This is a genomic window from Mesorhizobium sp. P2_B5 (assembly GCF_056404775.1).
Map to the genome: position 1 here is coordinate 951,792 of NZ_JBFUDJ010000002.1, position 11,894 is coordinate 963,685.

General features: G+C 60.8%; 12 protein-coding genes. 1 reads left to right on the forward strand and 11 read right to left on the reverse strand.

Annotated elements, in window-relative coordinates:
• Positions 1-113: 113 nt before the first annotated feature.
• The 3 genes from AC1D1N_RS11005 to AC1D1N_RS11015 all read right to left on the reverse strand — a co-directional run bounded on the left by AC1D1N_RS11005 (position 114) and on the right by AC1D1N_RS11015 (position 2,983).
• Positions 114-938 carry a 3-hydroxybutyrate dehydrogenase gene (locus AC1D1N_RS11005; RefSeq protein ID WP_477348488.1) on the reverse strand — a complete coding sequence of 275 codons (825 nt, stop codon included), beginning with the start codon at positions 936-938 and terminating at the stop codon, positions 114-116.
• Complete coding sequence (locus AC1D1N_RS11010; protein WP_477348490.1) at positions 928-1,713, reverse strand: acetoacetate decarboxylase; 786 nt, start codon at positions 1,711-1,713, stop codon at positions 928-930. The genes AC1D1N_RS11005 and AC1D1N_RS11010 overlap by 11 nt, the downstream gene beginning before the upstream one ends.
• A gap of 97 nt (positions 1,714-1,810) precedes the next feature.
• Positions 1,811-2,983, reverse strand: a complete 1,173-nt coding sequence (locus tag AC1D1N_RS11015; protein WP_477348492.1) for a patatin-like phospholipase family protein — start codon at positions 2,981-2,983, stop codon at positions 1,811-1,813.
• Between the two features lie 150 nt (positions 2,984-3,133).
• On the opposite strand from AC1D1N_RS11015, the gene AC1D1N_RS11020 reads away from it, so the two are divergent.
• Positions 3,134-3,727: a TetR/AcrR family transcriptional regulator gene (locus tag AC1D1N_RS11020; protein WP_477348494.1), complete on the forward strand. Its 594-nt coding sequence runs from the start codon at positions 3,134-3,136 to the stop codon at positions 3,725-3,727.
• 120 nt (positions 3,728-3,847) lie between these two features.
• On the opposite strand, the gene AC1D1N_RS11025 is transcribed toward AC1D1N_RS11020, so the two are convergent.
• The 8 genes from AC1D1N_RS11025 to sctQ all read right to left on the reverse strand — a co-directional run bounded on the left by AC1D1N_RS11025 (position 3,848) and on the right by sctQ (position 11,789).
• The gene (locus tag AC1D1N_RS11025; protein WP_477348496.1) at positions 3,848-4,549 is read right to left on the reverse strand and encodes a TetR/AcrR family transcriptional regulator; all 702 of its coding nucleotides are present in this window, start codon (positions 4,547-4,549) and stop codon (positions 3,848-3,850) included.
• A 128-nt stretch (positions 4,550-4,677) separates the two neighbouring features.
• Positions 4,678-5,571: an alpha/beta hydrolase gene (locus AC1D1N_RS11030; protein WP_477348498.1), complete on the reverse strand. Its 894-nt coding sequence runs from the start codon at positions 5,569-5,571 to the stop codon at positions 4,678-4,680.
• 752 nt (positions 5,572-6,323) lie between these two features.
• Positions 6,324-7,700, reverse strand: a complete 1,377-nt coding sequence (locus AC1D1N_RS11035) for an aspartate aminotransferase family protein (RefSeq protein ID WP_477348500.1) — start codon at positions 7,698-7,700, stop codon at positions 6,324-6,326.
• A gap of 256 nt (positions 7,701-7,956) precedes the next feature.
• A complete protein-coding gene (locus tag AC1D1N_RS11040) occupies positions 7,957-8,772 on the reverse strand; it encodes a D-glutamate cyclase family protein (RefSeq protein WP_477348501.1) in 816 nt (271 codons plus the stop codon).
• 158 nt (positions 8,773-8,930) lie between these two features.
• On the reverse strand, positions 8,931-9,746 hold the full coding sequence (sctT, locus tag AC1D1N_RS11045; protein WP_477348503.1) for a type III secretion system export apparatus subunit SctT: 816 nt from the start codon (positions 9,744-9,746) through the stop codon (positions 8,931-8,933).
• Between the two features lie 10 nt (positions 9,747-9,756).
• Entirely contained in the window at positions 9,757-10,026 is a 270-nt protein-coding gene (locus AC1D1N_RS11050) for an EscS/YscS/HrcS family type III secretion system export apparatus protein (protein WP_477348505.1), read from the reverse strand.
• A 16-nt stretch (positions 10,027-10,042) separates the two neighbouring features.
• Positions 10,043-10,696: a type III secretion system export apparatus subunit SctR gene (sctR, locus tag AC1D1N_RS11055; protein WP_112563216.1), complete on the reverse strand. Its 654-nt coding sequence runs from the start codon at positions 10,694-10,696 to the stop codon at positions 10,043-10,045.
• Positions 10,689-11,789, reverse strand: coding sequence for a type III secretion system cytoplasmic ring protein SctQ (gene sctQ / locus AC1D1N_RS11060; RefSeq protein ID WP_477348507.1), 1,101 nt, complete (start codon positions 11,787-11,789; stop codon positions 10,689-10,691). Before sctQ ends, sctR begins: the two co-directional genes overlap by 8 nt.
• Positions 11,790-11,894: the final 105 nt, after the last annotated feature.

Here is an 11,894-nt window from a genome sequence, read left to right on the forward strand (position 1 = left end):
AGTCAATATGAGAATCGTACAATTGTGCTATGCAAAAAAGGTACGACGAATAAGTGGAGATCGATCTGGACAAGGACGGAAGCGCGCGATGGGACGCGCGTCTCCGAACCCCGCTACTGCATGAACCATCCGTGGCTGACCACCATCGACTGGCCGGTCAGTGCGTTCGATGGGAAGGCCGCCAGGAACAGCGCTGCTTCCGCAACGTCCTGGACCGTCGTGAATTCGCCGTCGACCGTCTCCTTCAGCATCATGGTCTTGACCACGTCCGCCTCGGAGAGTCCTAGCTCGCGCGCCTGTTCGGGGATCTGCTTCTCGACGAGCGGCGTCAGCACAAACCCGGGGCATATCACGTTGGCGCGCACGCCGTGCGCGGCCCCCTCCTTCGCCACGACCTTCGCCAGGCCAACGAGGCCGTGCTTGGCGGTGACGTAAGGAGCCTTGAGCGGCGACGCCTCCTTGGAATGCACGGATCCCATATAGATGATGCAGCCGCTGTTCTGGCCGTACATCTGCCGCAAGGCTGCACGGGTCGTCAGGAAGGCCCCGTCGAGGTGGATGGAAAGCAGCTTCCGCCATTTCGCGAATTCGAACTCCACTATCGGCGCCACGATCTGGACGCCGGCGTTGCTGACCAGGATGTCGAGGCGCCCGAAGACTTCGATCGCCTTCGCCATTCCGCTTTCCACCTGCTCCTCGCTGCTGACATCCATGCCAACCCCGAGCGCACGCTTGCCCATCGGATCGATCTCGGACGCGGCTTTTTGCGCCGCGGTCGGATCAATATCCGCGATGACCACCTTTGCTCCCTCACGGGCGAAGCTGAGCGCTATCTCCTTGCCGATGCCGCTCGCGGCTCCAGTGATCACCGCCACCTTGTCCAGGAGCCGTCCGCCGGCTCCATCGGTGCGCTTGTTCGATGAGATCTCAGTCTGCAAGTTCATGGATTCTTCCTTTCCGATGGCGCGGCTCGGCCTGCACAAGGTAGTCATGCACGACCTTGCCGAGCGCGAGCGTGAGATCTGCGACGATGTGAACCGCCGATACCACTTCCAGGACCGGCAGCTCGGCGACCGGCGCCAGTGCGTGTGACCAAAGGTTCAAGGCTGCCGGGCCGGTCCAGGCGCCTTTCAGATCGATGTCCTCCAGGTGGTATTCGACGAGCTCGCAGATGCGCGGCGTGCCGTCGACATGCGGGATGATCTTGAGCAGGAAGTTCGGTTGGGCGAGCGAGGCCTTCACGCTCGCGAGGTCGGCGGCTCGGTGCTTGTAGCCCATGGTGCCCGTCGCGACGCGGACGGGGCCGTAGTTGAGCGTGCCAACAAGCGTATCCGTCTCCGTTCGAAGCGTTGGGCTGGCGAGCTTCTTTGGAAAACCCCACAACTCGCGTCCGCCGGCGATCGGCGGATGGTCATCGAGAAACATGCAGTGGGTGTAGCTGCCCTTTCGGCCTCCGAAGGAGACCGGGATGACCTGCCCGCTTTCGGTGTAATCGCCAAAGCCTGTCGAGTCCGGCATGCGAATGAACTCGAATTTCACGAGCGGCTCGACGACCTGAAGTGGCTCCGGCACCAGGTCGCGCAGCTTCTGCGGATCGGTGCGATATGTGATGATCAGATACTCCCGGTTTCGGAAGCGATATGGCCCGGCCGGATAGGCCGGGCTGGTCAGGGGCATGGCGAAAGCCTTCGCCCGGACGGTGTCTTGATGCATGTCTGAAATTCCTTTGGCTGGATCGAGCGGTTCGTTTCAGGAGAAGCCGGGTCGCCTTCGCGACCGGGAGGGGCCGTCAGTCGTCTTGGGCTGACCTCTATTCCAGCCCGTCGATGGCAAGGTCATAGGTGCTGACCCCGTCCAGATTGTCCGGCCGACCCAGTGCCTCAGGATGGCGCAATGTGCGAATGGCATCGAAGTAACCGGCCCGCCAATGCTCCTCCATCGACAAGCGCGAGAACTCGTAGTCCTTCGAGTGGTCTTCATACTGTTTTGCGCGGTAGATGAGGTGCACGAGCTTGTAGACCTTGTGGTCTGCAATCCCGCCCAGCATTCTTGCCTCTTCGCTGGCAAGCAAGTCGGGCGGAAGCTTCGAAAGCAGGCTGGCGAGAGCGTGCCGGGCGCGCTGGTACTGCTTGAACTGGTCGGTATGGGCGCGTGAGCGGCTCGAATACTGGATGTCTTTTTGCCGCGCCGCGACGTCGGCCAGGTTGCGCGGTATCTCACCGCGCGCGCTCCACAGGTCGACCTGGAAGGCAATCGTGTCTTGCCGCGTCCCGTGCTCGACGACCCACTGCAGCGGCGTGTTGGAAACGAGGCCGCCGTCCCAGTAGAGCTCGCCCTCGATCTCGACCGCAGGGAAGCCGGGCGGAAGCGAGCCGCTGGCCATCACGTGCTCGGGCCGGATCGTATGCGTCTCATTGTCGAAGTAGACGAGATTTCCTGTCCGCACGTTCACCGCGCCGACACTGAAACGCATGCCGCCCGCGTTGATCCGGTCGAAGTCCACAAGCCGCTCCAGAGTGCTCTTCAGGCGGCTGGTGTCGTAGAAGCTTGTACCTTGGAGCGAGCCATCCGAGTGCAGCCAGGGCGCGGGCTGCCGCAGGCTGAAGAAGCCTGGGGCGCCGGCGACGAGCGCGCAGGCTGCACTGAATTGATTGAAGAGTGCGCGCGGCAGATTGCCCGTCGGAGTAAGAGCGTCTGTGGCGGCAGTCCAGTCGAGAAGCGGACTGGCAGTGATCTCGCGCCAGAAGGTCCGCAGCTTCGCAACCCGTTCGGCCGGCTCGTTTCCAGCGATGATCGCGGAGTTGATGGCGCCAATGGAGACGCCGGCAACCCAATCTGGATGAATGCCGGCTTCCGCAAGGGCTTCGTAGACGCCAGCCTGATAGGCTCCTAGGGCCCCGCCGCCCTGCAGCACCAACGCGATGCATTCGAAAGGGAGACGCCGTTCCGCCGTTCGGAAATCCTTCTGGGACTGAACGTTCATCGAATGCTTTCCTTCTCACCGAGCGTGACCTCGCGGCCCTTCGCTGTCCGCATCGCACCATTCAATTTTCAATTTGCACTCATATGTCAAAACGACTATATGGTCAATATGAGAATTGCGTAATGGTGCGATGCAAAAAGGACATGACGCGTGGCAAAAGTTGATGTGGCGCGCAGGGCGGAGATAGGGCGCGAGAAGCGGGCGCGGACGCGTGCGCAGATCGTGGAAGCAGGCGCGACGCTCCTTGGGGGGCGTACGCTCGAGGCGGTTACGGTGGATGCTGTGGTCGAGGCTGCGGGCGTTGCCAAGGGGACCTTCTACTGCCATTTCAAGAGCATCGGAGATTTGGCCGCTGCGGTGGGGGCCGGGCTCAGTCAGAGCTTTGATGAGCTGCTGTCGCCTGCGAGGCTCGAGCGGCAGGATCCGATTGAGCGCCTCTCTTTCGCGTTCATGAAATTCCTGGAGAGAGCGAGCGCGGACACGGACTGGGCTCGTCTTGTTATTCAGAGCTCACAATCATCCGTTGAGTTCGGCAGGGGGGTTCGTGCGAACCTCAAGGCGGACATCGAGGAAGCGATTGCTCAGGGCCGAGTGAGCGTGCGCGACGTTGAGTTGGCAGCCGACATCGCAATAGGAATATGGCTGGAGGTGACGCGCGGAATTATTGCGCGAGGTCCCCGGCCTGAAACGACTAGCCAAGCGCTCGACGCAACGCTTCGAGCCCTCGGCCTCGGTCAGCGCTGAATAGGGTTGGATAAAGCATCCCGGCCGGACGCATGTTTTGACCGACAACGCACCGTCGCAACGTCTCAATCTCAACAAACAGATAACGGAGATCGCCGCGTGGGGGTCGGCACTCCAAGGTCAGGCCCTGCTGCTTCCCTCACCCGGGCGCCGAGACTTCCGTTGCCGCGGCCCATCAGACGTTGCGCCGTCGGCAGATGTAGGCAAGCGCGTGAGGACCGACTTCGCCTCCCGGGCATTGAGGCCGATCGCGCGCAGGATGGCGCTTATGGCCCCATCACGATCGAGCGGCGACAGCCTGCGCTCGCCAAGCGCGCGCATGAGCTGGAGCATGATCCCAACGACGATTTCCAGGTTCAGGTGCGAGGATGCCCCGCCGTCCGGTAGGTTGTTTGAGAACTGTTGCAGGTCTTCGAAGATTCGGCCTCGGAGGAGTTCGCCACCCTTTGCATCAACCGTCGCCATCCTAGCGACAAGGCTGGCCCAGCGAGGATCATCGAGGGCCTTATCGATGAACGCGCTGCACCCGAAAGCAATCCGAAGGGCAGGATCGTCGAGTGAGAGCCGGTCGGACTGCAGCATTTCGTCGAAAGATTGAACCAGTTCCTCCGCGACTGCCGCCGTCAAGCCCTCGAGACCATCGAAATGAACGTAGAACGTGCCCTTGGCAACGGCGGCCTGCCTGACCACATCGTCGACTGTTACCGATTCCACGGCCTGTCTGGCGAACAACGAGTTGGCCGCGGCAACGAGCTCTGCACGGGTTCGCGCGCGCTTTTCACGCCCAATTTCAGCTCGACGAATAGGATTGATCTTCGCCATCGTTGGTCCTACCTCAAACAACGGATTGCACAATAGGTCATATTGACCATAACGTCCACCACAAGCTGGCTCGTCGTTGATCATCACTCTCGTTACGTCTGGTCGAGCGCGCCGTCTACACAGATATCTCAGTACGAGATCTGACCATCAACGATCTGTCCGATCGACGTGACAGGCTCGCGCTTCAGCAACTTGCGTGCCTCGTTGCTGTCTACTGGGGCGGGCGCGGTTTTGCGCGGCAACGGCCGGTCGTAGACGGTCGGTGACGCTACGCGATCCGAGAACTTAGCTTCGCCTGCAGTCACCGATCGACCGCCTAGGCGCTGCGCCAGCAGCCGAACAATCTCCGGGCTATCGGCATACCCATTGTGCCCGAGTGGATCTCCCGACCCGATTGCGCTCGTGTCGATGACGGTAACTCCAAGTTCTTCAAGAACCGCCGTATATGGTGTGAGATCGGAACCGCCGACACGCGAAATTCCACCCGATAGCAATCGCGAAAACTGAAGGGCCTTGTCCTGTGTTGACGTGAAGATGGTAAACCGCGGCTTATTTGGACCCATTTCGACAAATTGACGGCGAAACACGTCGATGTCGATATCCGGAGACGCCAAGACGACATTCCTGACCTTGGCTGGGATCCCGATTTTACGCATGGCAACGCCGCGTAACGCCTCCACGGCAAGCCACGTCCCCATCGAATGAGCGAGAATGGTGACGTCGTCGACGTCGGGACTCATGGAAGCCTGAAGGATCAAGTCCTCCAGGGCTCGACGCGAGTAGTTCGCGCTCTCCTTGTCGTAGAGATAGTCGAAGACCCTGGCCCGCGAGGGCCAGGCGAAGAGAATGGGCGCAGCGTCGGTTCCTGTGTCGAGAACGATCTGAGCGAAACGAAAGACGGAGTCGGCATAAGAGTTGTTGTAGCCGTGCACAAAAATGAGCACCTGACGCTTTGCATTTCGGTTCTTGCGGAACCAATCGAAGACCTGCCTCTCCGTTGCGACTTTGTCGACCTCGGCCATGGCGAACTCCCGAGTGGAATCAGGAAGACGGTGTGAAGGCAGCTGGGACTGACTGATCTTTCGGTTTCGATTCGGAGGTGTGGTGACAGTGACGCTGTCCAACGAGATCGCCGTCCCGCGCTCTCCTGAATAAAGTTGGTCGGGGTCCGTCGACGGTTTGCGTGTTGTGGCGACCAGCAGGTTAACCCGCGTGGCCTCGCTCGTGGTGACCGCAGGAGGTTGGAGCACGTTTCCCGCCCGGGTCGCGCAGCCATTTGCGACCAAGCAAAGGGTCACCAAAATCGAAAGCACCAAGCGAGAGCTTCCGAATTTCCCCGGCTGACGTCGGCAGGCACAGCTTGGCATAGTGGATCTGACCTATTTCTATACGCGCGCAGCCGGGCCGTTTCGTCGCTAGGAAACTGCCAATCCCCCCTAACCTTGGAAGACCGGTCGTCGACGCACTGCATACAGAATAGTCAAAACGACGATAAAGTCAATATGAACTTATGTTCTGTGACGAGAAGGGTGCGAGCCGTGCAAACCCGTCGATTCCTGGCGCTTGCATTTACCGGATTTGCGCACCGGGCCGCAGGGAAACTGTCAGAAGCTGACAACCGCAAGGTCCGAATCCGCCCTGTTCAAAGCGTGCGTGTGCACCATCGACGTCCGCTTATGGGCGCGGACAAGACCGCCGTTGACTTCTTCTGTCCCGCCGCGTCGCTCGATGACGATCGGCCACATCAAGACTCGCCTGCAATCACAGACCTTGTTCAGTCCGGCGGTCGAACCTGCGGCATAGCGGCGGCGAGCGACCGCTCGAAAGCATCGATCAGCGCATCGACCTGGGTCTCGGTAATGATGAGCGGCGGGCAGAAGGCAATCGCATCGCTCATATTGCGCGAGATGACCCCGTTCTGCTGCAGGAACCCGTTTACCAGTCCGCCAAGCGCCCCGGGCTTCCCCCACGGCGCCTTGCTGGTCTGGTCGGCGACCAGTTCGACGGCGGCGATCAGACCGACACCACGCACTTCTCCGACGAGCGGGTGCGAAGCGAGCTTGCGCAACCGTGCCTGCATGTGTGCACCAACCGTGCGCGCGTTGCCGACAAGGTCGCGCTCCTCGATCAGCTTGAGATTCTCCAGTGCCACGGCTGCGGCGACGGGATGGCCGCCGCCGGTGAAGCCATGCCCGAACACACCGATGCGGTCGCTCTCGTCGGCGACTGGCTCGAACACCTTCTCATTGATGAGAAGCGCCGAAATCGGCAGGTAAGACGACGAGAGCTGCTTGGACAGCACCATAATGTCGGGCTTGATGCCGAAGGTCTGCGAACCGAACATCTGGCCTGTCCGGCCAAAGCCGCAGATGACCTCGTCGGCGACGAGCAGGATGTCGTATTTCGACAGCACCGCCTGGATCTTCTCCCAATAGCCTGCCGGAGGAACGATGACCCCGCCCGCACCCATGATCGGCTCGCCGAAAAAGGCGGCGATGGTCTCGGGTCCCTCGGCGAGGATCAGCGTCTCCAGATCTTCGGCAAGACGACTCGCGAACTGTTCTTCGCTTTCACCCGGCTCCGCATCACGCCAGTAATGCGGTGCCGATGTGTGGAGCACGTTGGCGATCGGCAAGTCGAATGAAAGATGGTTGTTGGGCAGCCCGGTCAGGCTAGCCGAGGCAATCGTCACGCCGTGATAGCCGCGTTTGCGGCTGATGATCTTCTTGCGACCTGGCTGGCCGAGCGCATTTGACCGGTACCACATCATCTTCATCGCCGTGTCGTTGGCCTCGGAGCCTGAATTGGTGAAATACGCCTTGCTCATCGGAACCGGCGCCATCTGAACCAGCTTCTCCGCCAGGTCGACCAGCGGCGAATGCGATTTCGAACCGAAGTCGTGATAATAGGGCAGCTTCGACATCTGCCGCGTGGCGGCGTCGACCAGCCGCTTTTCCGAGAAGCCGACGGCTACGCTCCACAAGCCCGCCATCGCTTCGATGTAGCGATTGCCGGCCACGTCCTCGACATAGATGCCATCGCCCCTTTCGATGATGAGCGGACCGGACTCCTGATGTTTGCGGGCGTTGGTATAGCCATGCAGGTGGTAGCGGATGTCACGTGCTTCAGGGGAATTGGGTCTGGCGTCCACGACGGCTCCTGTCTGCAGGGTTCACGGGGAACTATCTCCTGCCCTCCACGGGCTCGCAGCAGCTTCCGTTTCGCATGATCACAAACCAAGACGCCCTGCACAAGGCAGGCGATTGATATTTGGGAACCTATCCGATCAGCGTCGGTGCGAAGATACCGAGGAACTGTCGCCCGCCGACTATATGCAGAAGGCCGATCCAACCGCCTGCGCATTGATGCACGAGCGCAGGCACTCACCGCCCTGTTGCGCCACAACCTTAACCGGGGGAAGATCGAAACGCATCCACATCGGTAACCAGCATGTGGCCAGGCGATACCGTGACACACAACGCCAGTTCGGCGCGTGCAAGGGCATCTTGGGCCGTGAGGCTGCTGGCCCAAAATACAGGGACTTCACCTTCCTTGATTTCGACAGCATCGCCCCAGTCGGGCGCCATCAAATCCTTGATACCGATCGCCGCCGGATCGCCAACATGGATGGGAGAGCCGTGCACCTGCGGGTAACGCGCGGTGAGCGCGCGCACCTTGTCGACATCGCATCGTTTTATCGGCCGCATCGAGGCGACCATCTCGCCCCCGAACGGCCCAACCTGACACGTCTCGATTCTGGTTCGGAAAGTGGGCGGTGTTTTTCGATAGTCTGTGCTGCGCAGTCTCACACCCTTTTCAGCAAGCGCTGAGTCTACGCTCAAGGCACTGCCGAGCGCGAAGGCGGCAAAGTCGTCGCGCCACAAATCGATGATGTCCGTTTTCCAGCCAATGACCTCGCCGAAACAATAGATGTTGTACTGCGGGGCGTCGGTACGGATATCGATGTCGCCAAGGGTCGGCAACGACGGGCTACCGATGCGGTTGATGCCGACCAGCGGACAAGGTTTCGGATTGCGAACGCAAAACTGATGAAATTCGCGGGCAAAGCGGCGCGGCAAAATAACAACATTGGCCTGGAGTTTGCCGCGCGCAAGTCCGGTTGTGTGCCCCTCATAGGCGCCTGTTCTGACAAGCTTGCGCAGCCGGCTTGACTCGACGAGCCGCAAATCCTCAGACATCAGTGACGTGGAAGGGTAAGCCATGGCTTCCAGAGGTATGCACGGTTCAGAGTCAGGTCGTGACTGTCTAAGATCATCGACGCCTCGTCTGCCTGTCAAATTCTTATAATCTTTCCTTGCCGATAAATTCTATTTATTGGCCGGCCAAGGCCTACGCTACAGACAGATCCTGCCACTATGCTTCAGCGACAGCCTCCACAGGATATCGCCTCTATTTGCCGGCCGGCCTCATGCAGGAAACCGAGGTCGCGATTCATATAGAAAATGAGGAACGCGGCGTAGAGGACAAAGACCAGGCTGAAAACCAGCGTCTTGACGACCAGCGAGAGCGCGAAAACGTTGAGATGCGGTGAAGCACGAGCAAGAAATGCCAGCACGATGTCGGACAAAAGCATGCTGATGACGAGAGGAAACACCAGGGTGAGCGCCATCATCAGGATGCGGTTGAGCAGGCCCAGGAACAGCAAGGCTGCCTCCTTGCTGAACACGGGCAGGAACGCGTCGACCGGCCAGAGTCCATAGCTGTCATAGATGCCGGTCAAGGAGAGCTGGAGGCCGCCGGCTGCCAGATAAATGCTGAGCATCGTAACGGCGAGCAAAGTGCCAGTGGAACTGGTTTCGTGGGTCATCATGGGATCGATCAAGGTCCCCATCGTCGAGCCGCGCTGCAGGTCGAGAATGTCACCCGCCGCCTCGGCGGCCCAGAACGGGATCCCCATCGCCAGGCCGAGCGTCACGCCGACGACCGCTTCCTTGAAAATATAGAGGACGACCAACGTCATCGAGATGTCGGCGCTCGCCAGCTTGCTTGCGATCATCGGAAAGACCGGGACCGCCAGCGCCAGCGCAACGCCGTTGCGCAGAAGCCCCGACAGCGGCACGCGCGAAAAAAGCGGCATCAGAAGCATAAAGCCGATCAGGCGCGCCAGCGCAAAGCTGCCGGCGAGAAGGTAGAGCTGAAACTCCCGGAGGGATGCGAAGATTGGCTCAGCCGCCATGTCTTACGGCTCAGCGCGTAAGGGCCGGAAATTCATCCAGCGCCGCCGATGCCTGCTGGGCGATCTGCTGGCCAATCAGAGGGCCGGCGACCATGATGACCAGTAGGATGACGACGAGCTTGATCGTCTGCGGCAGCGACTGGTCCTGAATCTGCGTCAGCGCCTGTGCAAGGCCGACAAGGAGACCGACGGCAAGTGCTGCGACGATTGCCGGGCTGGACGCGAGCAACACAGTCATAAGCGCGCCCTGGACCTTCGCCAGGATAAGATCGTCGTTCATGCAGCTCTCCTGCGCCTCAAACGTAACTCAGGATGAGGCCATGCATCAGCCTCGACCAGCCGTCGATGGCGACGAATAAAAACAGCTTGAGCGGTATCGAAATGAGGACCGGCGAAACCATGATCATGCCAAGCGTCATCAGGACATTGGCGACGACGATGTCGATGATGAGAAAGGGCAGATAAAGCAGAAAGCCGATCTCGAAGGCACGCGTCAACTCGGAGGCGACAAAGGCCGGAACAAGGATCGAGAGATCGTCGTCCCTGAGGTTCTGGCGCGCTTCCGGCGGCCAAAGCCGGCTGGTGCCGTCGAGGAAGAACTGCCGCTCCTGCGGCCGGGTGAACTTCATGAGATGCCGCCGCAACGGCTCGCGAACCAGTTGCGCCGCCCTGGCGATGTCGTCGGTGGTCTGGAGCTGGACCTGCCCCTCTTCAAGCCGGTTCATCATCTCGCTCAGCACCGGGGTCGTGACATAGACGGTCAGCACAAGCGCGATGCCGTAGAGCACGAGATTGGGCGGCATCTGCTGGACGCCAAGGGCGTTGCGGATGAGAAACAGGACAACCGATATCTTCAGAAAGCCCGTCATCGTGACGACGGCCAGGGGCAACAGGCCGACAAGGCCGATGGCCAGCAGGATCGCGAGCAGGTTGGGCGAATTCTCAACCATTGTCGAACATCTGCAGGATCCGTACGCCCAGATGGTCGCCCACCCGCACCACCTCGCCGCGGCCGACACGTTTGCCATTGGCCATGATGTCGACCGTCTCTTCTACCGCATCGGGAAACGCAACGATGGCACCAGGCGCAAGCTGCCTGACGTCTCCAAGCGGCATGACCGTGCGGCCGACCTCGAAGGCGAGCGCAACGGGCAGCTCGTCCAAGCTCGATTCCTCCAATGTCTGGCCGCTTGGCGGTGTCTTCTGATCCATGGTCCACTCCCAGTTCGATCCGGCGATTGCCGCCGGCGCGGCAAGCAATTGCGACCCGGCGGCTGTCAGGCGCACCGGCGCGAAAAATCGCTCCGCGACAATGATTGCCGCCGTTCGGTCCTTCTCGGCATCGCCCAGCAGGATGACATCGTCGGGCTGCAGGCTGCGGAGCATGCCAAGGGTGATTGTGAGGGCGTCACGCCGAAGACAGACCAGCAGCGGGAAATCGGCCGGAACCGGAAGCGGTGCGCCGGCCTCGTCAAGAAGGCGGGCCATACGAACCGCGAGCTCGGCATCGTCGGCAAAAAACGTGCATCCCGTCGTTTGATCATCACCGGTCAAGGCAAAGGCGAAGGGTGTCGTGTGCGGCGGTGCGGCACCGCGTTCGACCGAGATGAACTCTATCTTTTCGCCGAGCGCGCCCTCGAGCCTTTCAATGTCGTCCGCCAGGACAGCTTCCAGCAGCAAGGCGGCGTGCCGGGGCGCAAGCTCGCTCAGGTCCACCGAAACCTCCGCCTTGGCCAACAACCGTTCGAGGGCGCGAAGCGGCAATTGCAATGTTGCGCCCTTTGCACCGACCGTCACGCCGATCGCGCACAGGGATTGCTCCGCCGCGTCCGTTGCCGGCCACCGGGCGGCAATTTCGGTTTTGCCGCCCGCAACCGTGATCCGCGCCTTGCCGCGCCGGCGGTAGAAGGCATTCAACACCGCCATCTCAGTTGTCGTCACAGATGCCGGCATCAGCCGTTCGGCACCGTCCGTCCGGCGGTGCTGGCGCTGCTCCCGATCCTGTTGCGTCATCGTTTCGGCTGACGCCAAAGCCTGCAGCATGTTGCGTTGATCTCCACCGTCAGGGCCGCGTCATCGGGCCGTGGCGCTGCCGTTCCGCAAGAATGGCGAAGCGCGCCTCGTGTCTTTTGTTTTCAAGCAATTGCG

Coding starts and splice junctions, on each gene's coding strand:
- AC1D1N_RS11010 (WP_477348490.1), bottom strand. CDS start 1,713: ATGCATCAAGACACCGTCCGGGCGAAGGCTTTCGCCATGCCCCTGACC.
- AC1D1N_RS11040 (WP_477348501.1), bottom strand. CDS start 8,772: ATGGCTTACCCTTCCACGTCACTGATGTCTGAGGATTTGCGGCTCGTC.
- sctR (WP_112563216.1), bottom strand. CDS start 10,696: ATGGTTGAGAATTCGCCCAACCTGCTCGCGATCCTGCTGGCCATCGGC.
- sctT (WP_477348503.1), bottom strand. CDS start 9,746: ATGGCGGCTGAGCCAATCTTCGCATCCCTCCGGGAGTTTCAGCTCTAC.
- AC1D1N_RS11050 (WP_477348505.1), bottom strand. CDS start 10,026: ATGAACGACGATCTTATCCTGGCGAAGGTCCAGGGCGCGCTTATGACT.
- sctQ (WP_477348507.1), bottom strand. CDS start 11,789: ATGCTGCAGGCTTTGGCGTCAGCCGAAACGATGACGCAACAGGATCGG.
- AC1D1N_RS11025 (WP_477348496.1), bottom strand. CDS start 4,549: ATGGCGAAGATCAATCCTATTCGTCGAGCTGAAATTGGGCGTGAAAAG.
- AC1D1N_RS11015 (WP_477348492.1), bottom strand. CDS start 2,983: ATGAACGTTCAGTCCCAGAAGGATTTCCGAACGGCGGAACGGCGTCTC.
- AC1D1N_RS11030 (WP_477348498.1), bottom strand. CDS start 5,571: ATGGCCGAGGTCGACAAAGTCGCAACGGAGAGGCAGGTCTTCGATTGG.